At 62.0% G+C, this 17445-nt stretch carries 18 protein-coding genes; 8 read left to right on the top strand and 10 right to left on the bottom strand.

Features of this window, described 5'->3' with window-relative positions:
- Window positions 1–128 precede the first annotated feature (128 nt).
- A complete protein-coding gene (locus ACFZPT_RS22220) occupies window positions 129–1004 on the top strand; it encodes an AraC family transcriptional regulator (protein ID WP_034100516.1) in 876 nt (291 codons plus the stop codon).
- Here ACFZPT_RS22220 and ACFZPT_RS22215 read toward each other — a convergent pair.
- The 8 genes from ACFZPT_RS22215 to ACFZPT_RS22180 all read right to left on the bottom strand — a co-directional run bounded on the left by ACFZPT_RS22215 (window position 1001) and on the right by ACFZPT_RS22180 (window position 11240).
- Window positions 1001–3502 carry a LuxR C-terminal-related transcriptional regulator gene (locus tag ACFZPT_RS22215; RefSeq protein ID WP_034115054.1) on the bottom strand — a complete coding sequence of 834 codons (2502 nt, stop codon included), beginning with the start codon at window positions 3500–3502 and terminating at the stop codon, window positions 1001–1003. The two genes, ACFZPT_RS22220 and ACFZPT_RS22215, sit on opposite strands and share 4 nt — an antisense overlap.
- A gap of 154 nt (window positions 3503–3656) precedes the next feature.
- The gene (locus ACFZPT_RS22210) at window positions 3657–5015 is read right to left on the bottom strand and encodes a DUF1329 domain-containing protein (RefSeq protein ID WP_034100521.1); all 1359 of its coding nucleotides are present in this window, start codon (window positions 5013–5015) and stop codon (window positions 3657–3659) included.
- Between the two features lie 26 nt (window positions 5016–5041).
- Window positions 5042–6832: a DUF1302 domain-containing protein gene (locus ACFZPT_RS22205; protein WP_371264009.1), complete on the bottom strand. Its 1791-nt coding sequence runs from the start codon at window positions 6830–6832 to the stop codon at window positions 5042–5044.
- A gap of 480 nt (window positions 6833–7312) precedes the next feature.
- Window positions 7313–8224 (bottom strand): SDR family oxidoreductase, encoded by a 912-nt coding sequence (locus ACFZPT_RS22200; RefSeq protein ID WP_034100526.1) that lies wholly within the window; start codon window positions 8222–8224, stop codon window positions 7313–7315.
- A gap of 117 nt (window positions 8225–8341) precedes the next feature.
- A complete protein-coding gene (locus tag ACFZPT_RS22195) occupies window positions 8342–9244 on the bottom strand; it encodes an alpha/beta fold hydrolase (RefSeq protein WP_034115056.1) in 903 nt (300 codons plus the stop codon).
- Window positions 9244–10026: a class II aldolase/adducin family protein gene (locus ACFZPT_RS22190; protein WP_034115057.1), complete on the bottom strand. Its 783-nt coding sequence runs from the start codon at window positions 10024–10026 to the stop codon at window positions 9244–9246. The genes ACFZPT_RS22195 and ACFZPT_RS22190 overlap by 1 nt, the downstream gene beginning before the upstream one ends.
- Before the next feature lie 151 nt (window positions 10027–10177).
- Window positions 10178–10864, bottom strand: coding sequence for an LrgB family protein (locus ACFZPT_RS22185; RefSeq protein ID WP_034115058.1), 687 nt, complete (start codon window positions 10862–10864; stop codon window positions 10178–10180).
- On the bottom strand, window positions 10854–11240 hold the full coding sequence (locus tag ACFZPT_RS22180) for a CidA/LrgA family protein (RefSeq protein ID WP_034100536.1): 387 nt from the start codon (window positions 11238–11240) through the stop codon (window positions 10854–10856). The genes ACFZPT_RS22185 and ACFZPT_RS22180 overlap by 11 nt, the downstream gene beginning before the upstream one ends.
- A gap of 97 nt (window positions 11241–11337) precedes the next feature.
- On the opposite strand from ACFZPT_RS22180, the gene ACFZPT_RS22175 reads away from it, so the two are divergent.
- Window positions 11338–12234 (top strand): LysR family transcriptional regulator, encoded by an 897-nt coding sequence (locus ACFZPT_RS22175; protein WP_034115059.1) that lies wholly within the window; start codon window positions 11338–11340, stop codon window positions 12232–12234.
- Here ACFZPT_RS22175 and ACFZPT_RS22170 read toward each other — a convergent pair.
- Window positions 12215–12670, bottom strand: a complete 456-nt coding sequence (locus ACFZPT_RS22170; protein ID WP_034100540.1) for a flavodoxin — start codon at window positions 12668–12670, stop codon at window positions 12215–12217. The genes ACFZPT_RS22175 and ACFZPT_RS22170 overlap by 20 nt on opposite strands.
- Before the next feature lie 129 nt (window positions 12671–12799).
- Between ACFZPT_RS22170 and ACFZPT_RS22165 the strand changes: the two genes are divergently transcribed.
- Both ACFZPT_RS22165 and ACFZPT_RS22160 read left to right on the top strand, forming a co-directional pair.
- On the top strand, window positions 12800–13267 hold the full coding sequence (locus ACFZPT_RS22165; RefSeq protein WP_034100542.1) for a PAS domain S-box protein: 468 nt from the start codon (window positions 12800–12802) through the stop codon (window positions 13265–13267).
- 58 nt (window positions 13268–13325) lie between these two features.
- Window positions 13326–13931 carry a hypothetical protein gene (locus ACFZPT_RS22160; RefSeq protein ID WP_034115060.1) on the top strand — a complete coding sequence of 202 codons (606 nt, stop codon included), beginning with the start codon at window positions 13326–13328 and terminating at the stop codon, window positions 13929–13931.
- Window positions 13932–13933: 2 nt separating this feature from the next.
- On the opposite strand, the gene ACFZPT_RS22155 is transcribed toward ACFZPT_RS22160, so the two are convergent.
- A complete protein-coding gene (locus ACFZPT_RS22155) occupies window positions 13934–14893 on the bottom strand; it encodes a MerR family transcriptional regulator (RefSeq protein ID WP_034115061.1) in 960 nt (319 codons plus the stop codon).
- 212 nt (window positions 14894–15105) lie between these two features.
- Between ACFZPT_RS22155 and ACFZPT_RS22150 the strand changes: the two genes are divergently transcribed.
- From ACFZPT_RS22150 to folX, 4 genes are read left to right on the top strand one after another with little or no spacing between them, the layout of a single operon-like run.
- A complete protein-coding gene (locus ACFZPT_RS22150) occupies window positions 15106–15666 on the top strand; it encodes an antibiotic biosynthesis monooxygenase (protein WP_034100545.1) in 561 nt (186 codons plus the stop codon).
- Window positions 15667–15723: 57 nt separating this feature from the next.
- On the top strand, window positions 15724–16434 hold the full coding sequence (gene folM, locus ACFZPT_RS22145; protein ID WP_034115062.1) for a dihydromonapterin reductase: 711 nt from the start codon (window positions 15724–15726) through the stop codon (window positions 16432–16434).
- A 19-nt stretch (window positions 16435–16453) separates the two neighbouring features.
- Entirely contained in the window at window positions 16454–17014 is a 561-nt protein-coding gene (gene folE, locus ACFZPT_RS22140) for a GTP cyclohydrolase I FolE (RefSeq protein WP_034115063.1), read from the top strand.
- A 2-nt stretch (window positions 17015–17016) separates the two neighbouring features.
- Window positions 17017–17388 carry a dihydroneopterin triphosphate 2'-epimerase gene (gene folX, locus ACFZPT_RS22135; RefSeq protein ID WP_034100548.1) on the top strand — a complete coding sequence of 124 codons (372 nt, stop codon included), beginning with the start codon at window positions 17017–17019 and terminating at the stop codon, window positions 17386–17388.
- The last annotated feature ends 57 nt before the right edge of the window (window positions 17389–17445 follow it).

Below are 17445 nucleotides of genomic sequence, written 5' to 3'. Positions count from 1 at the left end.
ATCGATTGAGCCTCAGTGTCGCCCCCAAGCCGCGCCCGGCTCTTGCACATTCTTGCGCTTTTGTCGGGTGCGCAGCGCACAGCGCCGGCAGTGCGGAGTAGGATGCAAGGCGTCGGAGAGTACACGCCATGTCAGATCTGGAATCCCTGCAAGTCTTCCAAGCCCTCAACCGCTCGCCCCACGCCCGCCTGGAAGCCTGCGCCGAGCTGGGTGACGGCCTCGCCGCGGCGCTGTGGAGCAATCATCATGACTCCCAGGACTACCAAGCGCCGGGGCATCACACCCTGTCGTGCTATGTGGGCGGCGGCACCGGTACGTTTCGGCGCGACCGGCCCGACACCAAGGGCGGCCCCGACAAGCTGTGCATCCTGCCCGCCGAGCATCAGTCCGGGTGGGTGATCAACGGCGAGATCCGCCTGGCCCATGTGTACTTCAGCCAGGAACAATTCGCCCTCGGTTGCGTGACCCTGCTCGACCGCGAACCACGCACTGTGCAGTTGCACGAGAGCACGTTTCTGGAAGACCCCAGGCAAGCCCAACGCTTTCACCAGTTGATCGCCCTGAACTGGCAGGAACCCGCCGAGCGTTTGCTGACCAGCAGCCTGGCCCACGAACTGCTCAACCACACTTTGCTCAGCCAGGTCGGCCTGCGCGACGGGCTGCGTTTGAAGGGCGGGCTGGCGCCGCACCAACGGCGGTTGTTGGTGGACTACATCGATTACCACTTGGAGGCTCCGCTCAGCCTCGGCCAATTGGCCGGGTTGTGCGCGTTGTCGGAATACCACTTTGCGCGGATGTTCCGTCAAAGCTTCGGCCTGCCGCCCCATCAATACCTGCTGGCGCGCCGCCTGGCTCGTGCGCAGAGTCTGTTGCGGGGCGGCACCCTGCCCCTTGGCGAGATTGCGCTGATATGCGGCTTCTCCAGCGCCAGCCATTTCACTCACCGCTTCCGCCAGGCCATGGGCGCCACGCCTGGGGAATATCGCCAGGCGTTCTGCGCCTAGGTCATCAAGCCCAACGTCTTGGCCTTGGCCACCGCTTGGGTGCGCCGCTCCACGCCGAGCTTGCTGTGGATGCGCCGTGCATGGGTCTTGACGGTATGCAGGGAGATAAACAATCGGTCGGCGATTTCCAGGTTGGAGTTGCCCAGGGCAATCAATTGCAGCACTTCCAACTCGCGCTGACTGAGTGGGTTTTCCACCGTGCCCGGGCTTGAGGCCTGGGGCTCCATCCCCAGTTCGCTCAACAGCCCCGGCGAGCGCAGACGCAATTCGCGAATCGCTTGCTGCACCTGGCAGCGCGCCGCCAATTCAAGCCCGGCGTGCAATGAACGACGCGCCAGGCCGGCATCGCCCAGTTGCCAAGCCACTTCGCCCAGCACCAGATGCAATTCGGTTTCCAGACAGAGCATGCCGCGCTGGTGGGTGGCGTCCAGCAGCGCTTGCAGGCGTGCCAGCGGCTGTTCGGCGCAACCCAGTTTTACCTCGGCCAGCACCAATAAGTATTCGAGGCGCGGGATCAACTCCAGGGTGGCCGGCGGCGCTTGTTTGGCCAGCGGCCCACGGAAGTGGCGCAGCACGCGGCGCAGCGCTTCCACGGTCAACTCGGCGCGGCCCTGCTGCAACCAGAAATGCCCGCTGACCAGCAGCAACACTGCGCGGTACACGGTGTCCGGCACCTGGCGTTGCTGCATCAGCCGTTCGGCCTCGCGCAGTTGAATGAATGCCTGGGCGTAATCGCCTCGGTTGGCCGCCAGCAGCGCCAGGCCAAGAAACCCGTAGAGCACGCGTTTGTCCTGGCTGTGCAGGCACAGGGGCAAGCCACTCTCAAAACACTCCTCGGCCAAGGCATCCTGCCCCTGGCGCAACGCCAGGTGCCCGCGGCGCAAGGCGATACGCCCGAGCAACGGTCCGGCCTTGAGCCGCTGCTTGAGCAACATCGTCTGCATATGCTCCAGCAGGCTCTGTGCCCGATGCGGCGCGCCGCGCTGTTCCAGTAACTGCGCGTGATCCAGCTCCAACAACGCTTCCAACAGCAATGAGCCATGGGCGCGCGCCAGGCACAGGGCTTCGCGGTTGAGGGTTTGTGCCACGTCCAATTCACCGCGCAGCAAGGCTTGCTGAGTGAGCCCCGACAGGCACATCAACCGCGAGGTCCAGGCGCTGTCGGGCAAGGCTTGCAAGGCCTCGATAAAGTGCGCGCGCGAACCCTCGGCGTCGCCGTCCAAATGCAGCAACCACCCCCACTGTGCCTGCCAGCGCGCCAGCAAGTGGCGCTGTTGCGCCGCCGTCGGTTGCGGGGCGAAACGCGCAAGTTGGTCGATGCACACCGCCGCCTGCTCGAAGCGCCCGGCAAACAGCAGCGCCGCCGTGACCAGCCCCACCAACTGCGCTGAACCGAGCATCAGTTCGTCGCCATGCTCCTCGTGCAGGCGCAACAGCAACACCGCGTTCTGCTGACGGAACAGGTCTTCGAAACTGAAATGCTGCAACAGGCTTACCGCCACTTCGTATTCTTCGGCCAGCAGCGCCTGTTCGAAGGCGGCCTGCCAGTCCTGCTCGGCGGTGAACCATTGGCAGGCGCGACGGTGCCAGGAGCGCTTGGTCGGCCAGGGCTCGTCGCGTATCAAGCGTGCCAGGGGTGGGAACACCTGCAACCAATCGCTGCTTTCCCACGCTTGGATAAACGCGCCGAGGGCCTGTAGGTCACGCAGGTACTGATCACCGTCGCCCGCGCCGAACAGGTGCTCGCACAGTCCGGTGTTGAAACGCGGCAGGTGGGCCAGCACGCGCCACGCGTCGGCCAGTTCGGGGGGCAACGTGCTGAACAGTTCGTGTTGCAGGTAATCGAGTAGGGTCTTGTCGGGATGCCCGTCGCCCAGCAACGCGATGCGCACACCGGCGCACCAGCCGGCGCTGAATTGCAGTACGCCCTCGACGGACTGCCCCGGCGCATGGCTGAGCAGCGCCTGGATCTCTGCGGCGCTGAAGGCCAGCTCCGCGCCGCATTCCAGCAGTTCGTCGTCCAGCAGCAGCCGCGGCCAATTGCACGCCGGCCGCCGCCGCGCGCCTAGCCACCAGGTCAGCGCCGGGCTGCTGGCGGTAAACAGGCGGTCGAGCAAGGCATCGGTTGCGGGAGCGGGCAAGCGGCAAAAGTCATCGAGGAACAACCACGCCGGCGCCTGCCAGCGACCCAGGTCCTGTAGCAACGTGGCTTCATCGGTAAAGGGCAACCCCAGGTTATGCGCCAAGCGCTGGCAGAGATCGAGGGGGTCGAGCGCCACGCCGTTGAGCGGCAGCCAGTACACCTGACAGCCTTCGGGCGCCTGCAATGCGCACTCGGCAAGCAGCGCGCTCTTGCCACTGCCGCCGGGGGCGCACACCAACTTTACCCGCGCGGCAGACGCCAGCAACGGCTCAGCCAGTCGCGGGCGCAGCAGATGATGGGCGGACAGCCGAGGCATGAATCCAGGACGGTCCAGGCAGCGAGTCATGGCGGTCATTGCTGCATCCTGCGTTTTTATTGTTATGCAACCTGACGCGTACCCTAGACCCGTGGCGGGCGATTGTTGAAGAAGTATTCAGCGGGGTGATTGAAGGCCATGCATAAAACCCAAGGTGGGAGGGGGCCAGCCTCGTCCCACCTTGGCTCCGGGATCAGCGCACGCCTTCAGCTCGCAACGCCGCCGGGGTGTAGTCCGCCGCCTTGGCCGCGAACCCGAACACGAAGCTGCTCTTCTCCTCGTTCTTCATCCCCAGCGCGATATAACGCCCGGCGATCAAGTCATACAGGGTCTCGACGGTATACGCCGGCACCTGATGGTCGTAGTAGAACTGCGAATGACCTTCGGCAACCCGCCACAGTTGGCCACGGCCGTCATAGTGATCCACCAGCGCGACTTGCCAGCTGTCTTCATCGATGTACATGTGACGCTTGGCATAGATGTGGCGCTCGCTCGGCTTGACCGTGCCGACCACTTCCCACACGCGGTGCAGCTCGTAGCGGGTCAGGTCCTGGTTGATGTGGCCGGCCTTGATGATGTCGTCGTACTTGAGCGACGGCGAGTCGAGCTTGTAGCTGTTGTAGGGGATGTACATCTCTTTTTTGCCCACCAGCTTCCAGTCATAGCGGTCGGGCGCGCCGGAGAACATGTCGAAGTTGTCGGTGGTGCGCAGGCCGTCGGACGCGGTGCCCGGCCCGTCATAGGACACTTGCGGCGCCCGCCGCACGCGGCGTTGACCGGCGTTGTAGATCCACGCCAGGCGCGGCTCTTTCACCTGGTCGAGGGTTTCGTGCACCAGCAGCACGTTACCCGCCAGGCGCGCCGGCGCGGTCACCGATTGCTTGAAGTAACTCAACACGTTGGCCGCCTTGGCCGGGTCGATATCCGGGATGGCCTGTGGCACCGCCACTTCTTCCTCGAAGCGGATCGGCGTGTAGCTGCCATTGGTCTGTGGAGTGGCCTGGGTGATGATGCGACGCAGGTTGCCGCCGTGATAACGGGTGATGTGGTTCCACAGCACTTCCACGCCATTCTTGGGAATCGGGAACGCGTAGTAACGATTGCCGGTGAAGTTCTCCAGGCCGTTACCGTCGTTGATCGCCTTTACGTTCAGCGCGCTGCGTTTGATTGATTCATAGATATCAGGCGGCAGGTTCACCGTGCGGTGGCTGGGGTAGACCGGAATCTTGTAGGTCTCGGGGTAGCGCTTGAACATCGCCACTTGGCCGTCGGACAGTTTGTCCTTGTACTTGTCCACCGTAGCGGCGGTGATCACAAACAGCGGTTTTTCATTGGCGAACGGGTCAGCCAGAAAGCCTTTGCTGTCCACCGCGCCGGCATTTTTGGGGATGCCACCGGTCCAGGCCGGGATCGAACCGTCGGCATTACCAGCCTTCTCCGCGCCCACCGGAGTGAGGGTGGTGCCAAGCTTGGCGGCTTCCTCCGGGGAAACCGCGGCCCATACGTTGGCGGCCAACAAGCTGAGGGCCAACACTGCAATTGTCTTACGCATACGTTCTTGTCCTTCTCTAAGCCAAATCAGAAGTTCACGCCGAAGCTGAGGGCGAGGAAGTCACGGTCGGTCAGGGTGTTGTAGTCGCCGCCGAAGAAGTCGGTGTAGCTGAGGCTGGCGGTGTAGGTGCTGCGGTAGTCGGCATCGACGCCCACGCTGATGGCCTTGGCGCCTTTGTTGAAGAGGCCGTTGGGGCCGTAGCCGGCAACGTCATGGGACCAGGACAGGTTGGGTTTGAGGTTCACCCCGGCAATCGCGTTGTTGTAGTCCAGGATCGCCCGCGCGCGGTAACCCCAGGACGTCGAGGTGACGAAACCGTCGGTGTCGCCCTGGAATCCGTAAGCGCCATACACCGAGTCGCGGCCGTAACGCAGTTTGGATTTGTCTTCCAGGCCCGCCACATGCACCACGGCCGCTTCGCCCACCACCGTCAGACGCTCAGCGCCCAACACCTGGTCGAAGAACTGGGTCATGGAGCTCTGGATCTGGGTGATTTCCTTGCGGCGGTAGCCGGTGTTGTCATCCCCGAAGTTGCTGCGAATCGGCGAGGCCGCCTGGCCGGCGACCGGGTTGATCAAGGCCAGGGTCAGGTCGGTGGTGTTCAGTTGCACCGGCGCATTTGGCCGGTAGCTGATCTCCCCGGTCCAGGCCGTGCCGGTGGGCAACGTGGTGGAGAAACTGGCGCCGAACAGTCGGATATCTTCCGGATAATCGAGGTAGTACTGGCCACGCCCGAGCATCAGGCTTTGCACCAGGCCCGCACCGGACCCAGGTGCCAGGCCATTGGCCGCGCCGGCGATGGCGCCGAGGGTGGCCAGGCTGGTGTTGTTGGTGATGGTGCCCACGGTCGGGGTACGGCTGTGGTAGTTCATGAAGTACAGGCCGTACTCGGTGTCGTCGCCCAACCAGCGCAACGCGGCGCCGAACTGGCCGGAATCCCGCGCATCGCGGTCGCCGGCACGCCGCACGATCACCCCTTCATTGGCCACACTAAAACCCTGGCCGAACGCCGCCGCTACCGGTTGCAACGGGCGGATGGCCGGGTTGCCGACTGTGTAGTTATTGGTGCAACCGTCCGCCGCCACATCGCCACCGAAGAACGTGCCGCAGTTGTCCAACACGGTCTGGTCCCATTCCAGCTGATAGAAACCTTCCACGGTCAGCTGGTTGGTCAGGCTCTGGGACGCGAACAGCATGTTGACCGGGATCAGGCCTTCCTTGATCTCGGCGCCCGGCCGACGAAACGCTGACACGTCGATCGGGTTGATGCTGTTGATGGAGTTACCGATGAAGGTGCTTTCGCCCCAACTGACCACCTGCTTACCGGCGCGTACGGTGCCCGGCAGGTCGCCCAGGGAATAGTTGTGGTAGACGAACGCATCGAGGATCTCTGCGCCGCTGGATTTGGCGCCTTCCTTGCGGTTGTGGTCGCTGATGGGCTTGAACTCGCGGTCTTCGTCCTTGAGTTCGAAGTCGTACCAGTATTTGCCGCGCACGAACACGCCGGTATCGCCGTACTTCAGCTCCAGGTCGTGCAAGCCTTTAAAGATTTTGGAGAAGGTCTCGCCCTTCTTGAAGTTGAGGCGTCCGTCATCCCCCGTGGAAGCCTGGCCCGTGCCGCCGTTGACGGTGCCCACGAGCTTCTTGTCGGCATCGCGCATGCCCCAACTCGAACCGACCGACAGCGACGAATCGAATTGCCCTTCGATCTCGCCAATGTTGAACGAAACAGCCTGCGCCTGAGCACAGCAACCCAACGCAACCGCAGCAGCCAGCGCCTGTGGCGTGAAGATGGCGCGCATTGTTGTTTTTGTCATGCGTCTTCCCCGGTGAGTGACAGAAGGCCCCACCCTACTGCCGCGCATCAGGAGCGATAAGCGCACCAAGGAGGGATTCGTGTTGTCGCTCGAAAGGATTACAGGCCGCTCTGGCTGGGTGCGGGCGCGGGTATGCGCCGGGTGGATGGCGCACTATCAGAAGCATGGATGGCGAACTTAAGACTGTTGCCGGATACGTAACAGTCCTTGTCCTGAACCGCTATTACTCATCTTGTTACAAACCGCTATTCTGACCGGGCTCTCAGGGCAAACCGCCCGCTTCCAGGTTTGGAAGACAAGCTCAAGTTCAATAGATTGATGCCTTCTTTCAATCTGTTACCGGTGTTCACTGACGTTGATTTGTTGCTCCTTGATCAAACGTCTTACTTCGGCCGCTGCCTGTGCAGCGGCCTTTTTTATGCGCGAAACAAACGGGGCGCCATCAGCGCCCCGTGGGATTCAAGCATGTTCAGGCAATGATCACAGGCTGTATTTCTGCAAGTTGGCCATCATCTCCTTCAACGCTTCGATATTGTCCTTGGGGTGCGCGGCGCCTTCGAAGTCGCAGATCTGCGCCCAATGGGCGGCCACGTCGTCCGGGGAGAACCCGGCTTCGGGGTCGAAGCCCACGCCCAGGCTGCGCTCCCAGCGGGTCTTGCCGATCCAGCCGCCGCCCACTTCGAACAGCCCCGAGGTTTCCTGGCAGGCCTCACTGCCCAAGTACACCACCAGCGGGCTGACCAGCTCCGGCTTGAGGCGTTCGAACACCTGCGGCGGAATCAGGCCTTCGGTCATGCGCGTGGCGCCGGTCGGGGCGATGGCGTTGACCAGGATGTTGTTCTTGCGGCCTTCCAGCGCCAGGGTGCGGGTCAGGCCGTACAGGCCGAGCTTGGCCATGCCGTAGTTGGACTGGCCGAAGTTGCCGTAGATGCCCGAGGTGGACGCGGTGAAGATCACCCGGCCATAACCTTGCTCGCGCAGATGGGGCCAGGCGGCGCGGGTGACTTTGTAGGCGCCTTCGACATGCACCCGGTAAACCAGGTCCCAGTCGCTGTCGTCCATTTTATGAAAGGTCTTGTCCCGCAGAATGCCGGCGTTGTTGACCACCACGTCGATACGGCCAAACGCATCGAGAGCGTTCTGCACGATCTTGTCACCGTCGGTGACAGAGTCATGGTTGGCCTCGGCGATACCGCCCGCCGCACGAATCTCCGCCACCACACGGTCAGCCGCCGACGCACTGGCGCCCTCGCCCTGGGTCGAACCGCCGAGATCGTTGACCAGCACCTTGGCGCCATGCCGGGCGAACAACAGCGCATGGGCCCGGCCCAAGCCGCCGCCGGCACCGGTGACGATCACGACCTTATCCTGAAACTGCACTGACTCACTCATACCGAACTCCAATGGCGACAATGGGAATGGCTGGAGTGTCAGGCACAGGGCCTTTGGTCACAATAAATACGGTCGCGGCTGAATGGTGCGCGATAAGGCTGAGGGATATTGCGTGCCTCAGGAATAGGCCACCTGCGACGCGGGCCGCCCGACCCGATCACGAAATGCCAGGTAGTGCTTGAGCACCTGCACCGGCGCCTCGACCTGTGGGTAATGGCCGATATTGGCCAGCAGCACCGTATCGGCATTCGGTATCAACTGCTGGTAACGCTCCACCATGTGGGCACCGGAAATCGGGTCGATCTCGCCGTCGATCACCCGCAACGGCACGCCTCCCCTTTGCATGGCTTGCACCCAACGATCGCGCAGGCGCCGACGTTGGGGGATGTAAGCGATCAATTTGTGCAAGATGCGCGGGCCATCGTTGCAACTGATCAGGCTCCAGTAATCATCCAGGGCACTTTCGCTGGGGCGGGTGGAGGGGCCGAAAATCTGGCTGAAGCTTTTCGACAGGGCATTGCGCCCGAAGGCCCGCCCGATCATCCAGCCCAATGGGCTGAGAAGGAGTTTCTGCACCAGCGCCGGGCGATGGGTTTCCGGAAACAGCCCACCGTTGAGAAACACCCCGCTGGCCATCCGGAAGCGGCCTTCATAGTGCCGCGCCAGCAGTTCCTGGGCGACGCTGTCGCCATAGTCGTGGGCCAACACATGCACCGGTTGACCCACACGCAGGTGGTCGAGCAGGGCCTGCTGCAAATCCGCCTGTTCCAGCAGGCAGTAGCCATGGTCCATGGGCTTGTCCGAATCGCCGAAACCGAGCATGTCGCAGGCGATCACCAGGTAGCGCTGGGCCAGGGCTTGCCACAGGTAATGCCAGTCCCAACTGGCCGTGGGAAAACCGTGGATCAGCAACAGCGGCTCGCCCTGCCCCGCTACCCAGTAGCGGATGGTACGGCCATGAAAGTCGAAATCCTGGCCACGCTTGCGCCAGGCTCGAAGCGGGATCTCGGCGATTGGCATCAGGTTTTATACCCAGGGTTTTGATGGTCCAGCTTACGCAACAACGCCGGCCAGGCCAGCGCGCCGCCCATGCCTTGAGCGCTCTTGGTGACGGCCGCGCTCATGGCCTTCGCTCCCGCGAGAATCTGCGGCTCGATGCCAATCAGCTCGGCGCCGCCGGTTTGCGCCAGTACTTGGATTTCACAGGCGCGCTGGAAGATAAACATCATTAGGAACGTGTCGGCGATGCTGGCGCCACAGGTCAGCAGGCCATGGTTGTGCAACATCAGAAATTGACTGTCGCCCAGATCGGCTTGCAGGCGGGCCTTTTCCTCGTGGTTCAGCGCCACCCCTTCGTAAGCGTGATAGGCCAGGCTGGAGAGCACGAAGATCGATTGCTGACTGATGGGCAATACGCCCTGTTTCTGCGCAGCCACGGCGACACCGGCGGCGGTGTGGGTGTGCAGCACGCAGGTCACATCGTGGCGCACTTCATGGATGGCGCTGTGGATGGTATAGCCGGCCGGGTTGATGTCATAGGGGCTGTCCATGCGCTTGTTGCCGGCCTGGTCGACCTTGACCAGGCTCGACGCGGTGATCTCGTGGAACATCAGGCCGTAGGGGTTGATCAGGAAATCGTCGGTGCCCGGCACTTTGGCCGAGATATGGGTGAAGATCAGATCGTCCCAACCATGCATCGCCACCAGGCGATAGCACGCGGCAAGGTCGACACGCGTTTGCCACTCGGCAGCGCTGACTTGGGCCTGGACATTGTGTGGCGATACAACCGGGGCTAGGCTCACGGTGATGACCTCCTTGGCGCACGTTCTTATTGTTTTTTTTAAGGGATGGGCCAGTCTAGTCAGGCGGCTTGGCTGGCGGAGTCGCCTTGGCAGCCAGCTTGATGACTGTGCGAGTCAGCTTTGAGAATAGTTGAAATTCGTACAGGCGCCGTCAGAGAAGCGCCGCCAATAAAGGCGCGGCAAACAGGTTGAGCAGGCCGGTCAGCACCATCACCAGGCCAGCCACCGAGCCTTCTTCGCCACCCACCTCATGGGCGCGGCTCACACCCGCACCATGGGCGCCTACCCCGAACAGCGCGCCACGCGCCAACGGCGTGCGCAACGGCAGCCATTTGAGCAACACGCCGCCGAGCATGGCGCCGATCACCCCGGTGAACATCACGAATACAGCCGTGAGTTCCGGCACCCCGCCCAGGTCGGATGACACCGGCATCGCGAACGGCGTAGTGATCGAGCGCGGCACCAGCGACAACGCCACCGAGCTGTCTAACGCAAGCGCTTTGGCCAGGCCAAACGAGGTGGCGATGGAGGCTGCGCTGCCCGCCACCATCCCCAGCAACAACGCCGACCAGTGGCGCGCCAACAAACGGCGCTGCTGCCATATAGGCACCGCGAACGCCACGGTGACTGGGCCTAGCACCCCAATCAACCAGTGGGTGTCGGTGGCGTATTCGGCATAGGCGGTATGCATCGGCGCCGCCACCGCCAGCAGCAACACCGGCACCAGGACCAACGGCGACAACAGATAACGCCCGGTGCGTCGATACAACCAACGGCTGAAGACATAGGCGCCGAGGGTCAGCGCAAGCCAGAACACCGGCATCAGTTCAAGCTTCATGGCGCAACCTCCAGCGGCACACCAGCTCCACGGTAAACGCCGTGACCAGCATCACCGCCAAGGTGCTGCAACCGATCACCAGCAGGATGCGCCAGCCTTCGTTGCGTACCAGGCCGCCGTAGTCCAACAGGCTCATCAATGCAGGAATAAAGAACAGCAGCATTTCCGCCATTAACACACCGGCGCCCAATTGCAGCGTGGCCGGTTGCACCAAGCCACTGGCGAAGGCCACCAGCAACAAGCCCAGGCCCACCACGCCGCCGGGAATCGGCCAGGCCAGCCAGGCGGCCAATTGGCATCCCAGCAGGTAGATAGCCAGCAGCACCACCAGTTCGGTCAACAGGCGGCCAAGGGGTTTAAAGGTAAGACGATTCATGGTTGGGGTCCTCGCAGGGCTCCTATTTTAAAGAGGCCATGCCTATCCCCGAAGCGAATTGTTAGACTGCCATCCATTCCAGACTGGAATCGGACCCATGGAATTCAAACAGCTGCGCAGTTTTGTCGAAGTGGTTCATCGCGGTGGGTTTACGCAGGCCGGTAAAACCCTGCACATCAGCCAATCGGCGGTCAGTAAGCAGGTCGCACAATTGGAATACAGCCTCGGCACGCCGCTGCTGGAGCGCACCGGTTCGCACATTCGGTTGACCGCCGCCGGCCGCGTCGTGTTGCAACGCGCCGAAGCCATGCTGCGCTTGCAAAGCGAACTGCAGAGCGAACTGGACGACATGCAACAGCTCACCCGTGGCGAGTTACGCCTGGGCCTGCCGCAGCTAGGCGGCGATACCTTGTTCGCCGAGCTATTTGCCGAATACCGCCGACGCTACCCCAACGTGACCATCCAATTGCTGGAAGGCGGCACGCGCAGCATCGAACAGGCGATTCTCAACGGCGAATTGGAAGTGGGCGGCAGCCTGATGCCCAGCGATCCGGCGTTTGCCTGGCAGGCGTTCTGCGATGAACCGCTGGACGCGTTGCTGCCCGTGGATCACCCCTTGGCGCAACAACCACAAGTACGCCTGGAGGCGCTGGCCGACACACCGTTCCTGATGTATCAGCGCAGCTTCGTGTTGAATGATCGGCTGCTGCAAGCCTGCCAAAGCTTGGGCTTTACCCCCAAGGAAGCCGGGCGCAGCGGCCAGGCGGATTTCCTTGCGGCCCTGGTGGCGGCCGGCCAGGGCGTGGTGCTGCTACCCAGCGTGGTCGCCCGTGGGCTGGTGCGTCCGGGGGTGGTGCGCGTGCCCCTGCAAGCGCCGGATTATCTGCGCTGGGACATTGCTTTTATCTGGCGCGAAGGCGCTTATTTGTCGAAAGCCGCCCAAGCCTGGCTGGCGCTGTTGCGTGAGTACCCACTCAACCGCGCAGTGCCGTGATCAACTCGCCCAGCCACGGTTCGGCGTCGGTTTCCGGGGTCACGCTTTCGCTGGCATCCAGGCGCAGCATCGGCAGCACTTCGCGCACGCCCAGCTCGCCGAACAGCTCGCGCATCTGCTCGCCACCGGCACAGAAGGTATCGCCGTAGCTGGCGTCGCCCAAAGCGATTACCGCGCCAGGCAAACCGCGCAAGGCAGCGGGTAGTTGATCGCGAAGTGTCGAGTACAGAGGCTGGAGGTTGTCGGGCAATTCACCCATGCCGGTGGTGGACGTCACGGCCACGAGCGCCTGGGGGGCATACGCCTGCACGTCCGCCAGGGTGGCGCGAGGATCGTGCCAGGCCTCGAAGCCCGCGGCTTTGAGGATGCCGACAGCGTGGCGGGCCACTTCTTCTGCGGTGCCGTACACCGAGCCGGAAAGGATGGCGACTTTCATCAATCTGATCCTGTAGTTGAGCGAAAGCCTGGGATATTAACAGCTGGCGCAAAAATTTCGCGGTGCCCAGTGCAAGATTCAGCACTTGCCATAAACTGCACATTCCACCGACATGCCATGGACCGCTCAATGATTAATGCCAAGCTGATGCAACTGGTCATCAATGCGTCGAACGACGGTATCGTCGTCGCCGAACGCGAAGGCAAAGACAAACCGCTGATTTACGTCAACCCGGCATTCGAACGGCTGACCGGTTACACCTTGGATGAAATCCTCTATCAGGACTGCCGCTTCCTGCAATCGGGCGATCGCGACCAACCCGCGCTGATGGCCATTCGCGACATACTGGAAAGCGGCGGCGCCTGCCGAGAAATCCTGCGTAATTACCGCAAGGACGGCAGTCATTTCTGGAATGAGCTGTCGCTGTCGACGGTTTATAACGAGGCCGACAAGCAGACGTATTTTGTCGGTGTGCAAAAGGATGTTACCCAGCAGGTCAAGGCCCAACAGCGCGTGGCCCAGTTGGAAGCCGAACTGGCCCAGGTCAAGGCCGAGCTTGCTGCCCTTCGCGCGACCAGCGGAACAAACAAAATTTAGAAAACAGGGTCACTAAAGGGGATAATGGCGCTTTAGCACCTCCTACCGAGCAACGGCGATGCCACGCAACGCACTTCTGACCCAGGATGAACTGGACTTCATTCAGAACATGCAGCACAACCCGCAACTCAACCTGCGGGATTCTTCGTCGAGCCTGACCGTCAACGGCGGCGCGCAGATTCGCGATCTACTCACCCGCCTCGCGGCTCATGACCATGTGACCATCCAGGCGCAGTTCGACAACCAGCAACTGACCTTCCCTTTGCAGTTGGTAGAGGACGAGTTCAATGCGGTGCATCTGCGGCTAGGCGTGCCGAGTATTTTCGAAGACGGGCCCATGATTCGCCCGTGGCGGCTGGCGCTGGAAACGCCGGTGGCATTGGAGAATGTCCGGGGCATCCCTGGCGCCCTGTGGGTGCATGAGGTGTCATTCAAAGGCGTGCTGGTGGAAATCCGCGGGCGCTTCAAGCCGCCGAAAACCTTCGCGTTGTGGTTCAGCCCTTCCGGCTACGAGCGCATCGCCCTGCGCGGCACGCTGCAACGGGAAACCGCGCGGGGCCTGTTCGCCTATCGCATTAGCCAGAGCAACGTGGACGAAACCGAACGCCTGCGCCACTTCATCCTGCACCAGCACCGCTTGGCTCACCCGCACGTGCATGCCTGAAATCAGGTATCGAGGCTGCCGCTGAGAAACTGCTGCAAACGGCGCTGCATCACCGGCCCGTCATTGCCCAAGCAGCCGATGGAAGAACCCGCCAGGTCGTTTTCGGCCAGGTCTGAAGCATCCCCGGCGATAAATAGCGGGCAATCCAGGGTTTGCACCAGGCGGTTCAACCGCGCAGCCAGGTCGTGGTTATGGGCATGATTGGAGAAGATCACCAGCGCCTGGGGCTGGATCTTCTGGCAGACCAGCGTCAACTCGTCGAAAGGCTGGCCCATCCCGAGCACCCTCACGGCTAGGCCGTCGCGCGCCATCAGCAAGCCCGCCACCAGCAATTCCAACTTACGGCATTCGCCCGGCAGAGCCGCCAGTAAAACTCGACGCGGTGCTGCGGCGCTTGCCAGTTGCAGACGCTGCGATACTTGCATGCGCAGGAAGGCGTCGAAGAACAACCATTCACTGGCCTGGCCGAAGCGTCCTTGATGGCGCAGCAGCTCATTCCATAACGGCATCAGGACGTCTTGGAATGCGACGCTGACGGGGTAGGTGGCAAGCACCTGGCCGTACAGGCTCTCCAGTTGGCGGTCATCGAAACCACTGATGGCCTGTCTCAGCCGTGCCTGTAACTGCAGCCATTCATTCTCCTGCGGCGCAACCCCTTCGGCGCGGACCGCTGCAGCCTGGCGAGCATCCCGGGCGAGAATCTTGCCCACTTTACTGACCGCCACGCCACGCTCGATCCAACTGAGGATGCGATTGACCGTCTCAATATCGTGCCGGGAGTACAACCGATGCCCGCTTTCAGTGCGCATCGGTTGGATCAGACCATAGCGTCGCTCCCATGCACGCAGGGTGACGGGGTTGATGCCTGTCATTCTGGACACTTCGCGGATCGGAAACAGCTCTTGAGAATCCGTCGAGTCTGAATGCGAAATACTATCAACGGGGGCAATGATCAAAGGCATTTAAGACCAAGAACCAACGGTAAACGGGGCCTCATTTAACGCCTTTAAAGCTGTCTATTTCAAGACCTGTGCTTTTCAGACCAATGTGCTGGTGTATTGGCTGAATTCAGGAATAATCCTTGCCTGTTTTTTCCACGTCGCTGCATTACCCCGCAGCCTCGTCTGTGTGCCACCTACCCGGTCAAGCGCACCTGTCTATTTGGAGATACACAATGTCTACCTCTCCCGTCACCCTGATGGTCGCCCGCCGTGTGGCTAAGGGACGCTACGAAGAACTGATGGCCTGGCTGCGCGAAGGCGAGCAACTGGCCACTGACTTCCCCGGTTACCTGGGTTCGGGCGTACTCGCGCCACCGCCCAACGACGATGAGTTCCAGATCATTTTCCGGTTTGCCGATGAACAGACCCTGCACGCCTGGGAGTTTTCGGCGTCGCGCAGTGCCTGGCTGAGCCGGGGCAGCGACTTGTTTGCCGACCCGTCCGAGCACCGTGTGCGTGGCATCGACGGCTGGTTCGGCGCAGTGGGTGCGCGTCCACCGCGCTGGAAGCAGGCGGTGGCGATCTGGCTGGCCTTTTTCCCGGTGTCGCTGCTGTTCAACTTTGTGTTGGGGCCGCTGCTCAACGGGCTGGAGCTGGTGCCTCGGGTGCTGGTCAGTACCCTGGCGCTGACGCCACTGATGGTTTACCTGTTCATCCCGCTGTCGACCCACCTGCTGGCGAACTGGCTGCACCCCACCCAGCCACCGCCCAAGGCCACCGAAGCGGCGGCGTGAGTACAGGGGCGGCGTGTCGCTGGTATGATTCGAGCCTGCCAGCGACGCGAGCCTCCCATGACTGCAACGAACGCCCCGATCCTGATCACCGGCGCCGGCCAGCGTGTCGGCCTGCATTGCGCCCATCGCCTGCTGGACGAGGGTCAACCGGTTATTTTCAGTTACCGCAGCGAACGCCCCGGCGTGCAGGCCTTGCGCGAACGCGGCGCGATCGGCATTTTCGCTGACTTCTCCAGCGAGGCCGGGGTGCTGGCGTTTATCGCGCAAGTGCACACCCGCACTCAAAGTCTGCGCGCGATCATTCATAACGCCTCGGCCTGGATCGCGGAAACCCCGGGTGATGAAAGCCGCGCGTTTATCGACATGTTCAATGTGCACATGCTTGCGCCGTACCTGATCAACCTGCATTGTTCACCTTTGCTGCAACGCTCTTCACCCGCCGATATCGTGCATATCAGCGATGACGTGGTGCGCAAGGGCAGCCGCCAGCACATCGCCTATTGCGCCACCAAGGCCGGGCTCGACAGCCTGACCCTGTCGTTCGCCGCGCAGTTCGCGCCGCGGATCAAGGTCAACGGCATTGCGCCGGCCATGGTGATGTTCAACGAGGGTGATGACGCGGCCTATCGCGCCAAAGTCCTGGCCAAATCGGCACTGGGCATCGAGCCCGGCCCCGACGTGATCTACCAGAGCGTGCGTTACCTGTTGGATAACCCTTATGTCACCGGTACCACCCTGACCGTCAATGGCGGGCGGCATATCAAGTAAGCCGTTTTGAGGATGTTGTATGACCTTTTCCCTGCCCCACCATTACCGCGAGATCCTCATGGGCCTGGGCGAAGACCCGGAACGCGAAGGCTTGCTCGATACCCCCAAGCGCGCCGCCAAAGCCATGCAATACCTGTGTCATGGCTACGAGCAGAAGCTGGAAGAGATCGTTAATGGCGCGCTGTTCGCCTCCGACAATGACGAAATGGTGATCCTCAAGGACATCGAGCTGTATTCGCTGTGCGAGCACCACCTGCTGCCCTTTATCGGCAAAGCCCATGTGGCGTATATCCCGACCGGCCGCGTGCTGGGCCTGTCGAAGCTGGCGCGCATCGTCGACATGTTCGCCCGACGCCTGCAGATCCAGGAAAACCTCACGCGGCAAATCGCCGATGCGATCCAGGAGGTCACCCAGGCCGCCGGCGTGGCCGTGGTGATCGAGGCTCAGCACATGTGCATGATGATGCGCGGCGTGGAGAAACAGAATTCAACCATGAACACCTCGGTGATGCTCGGCGCGTTTCGCGAGTCGAACACCACGCGCATGGAGTTCCTGCAACTGATTGGACGGAGCAAGTAGCAATGCCACAACTTCAACCAGGCATGGCGCGCATCCGGGTCAAGGACCTGTGCCTGCGTACCTATATCGGCATCAATGAGGACGAAATCCTCAATAAGCAGGACGTGCTGATCAACCTGACCATCCTGTATGCCGCCCAGGAAGCCGTGCGCGACAACGACATCGACCACGCGCTGAACTACCGCACTATCACCAAGGCCATCATTGCCCATGTGGAGGGCAACCGCTTTGCCCTGCTGGAGCGCCTGACCCAGGAGCTGTTGGACCTGGTGATGAGCAACGCATCGGTGCTGTATGCCGAAGTCGAAGTGGACAAGCCCCACGCGCTGCGGTTTGCCGAGTCGGTGTCGATAACGTTAGCTGCAAGCCGCTAGCTACAAGCTGCAAGCTATTGGCCAACCCCATTCCAACTTGCAGCTTGAAGCTCATCC

This window comes from Pseudomonas sp. MD330_10, from assembly GCF_042610415.1.
In the GTDB taxonomy this organism is placed as follows: domain Bacteria; phylum Pseudomonadota; class Gammaproteobacteria; order Pseudomonadales; family Pseudomonadaceae; genus Aquipseudomonas; species Aquipseudomonas rhodesiae.
This window is presented reverse-complemented; position numbering and strand designations above follow the sequence as displayed.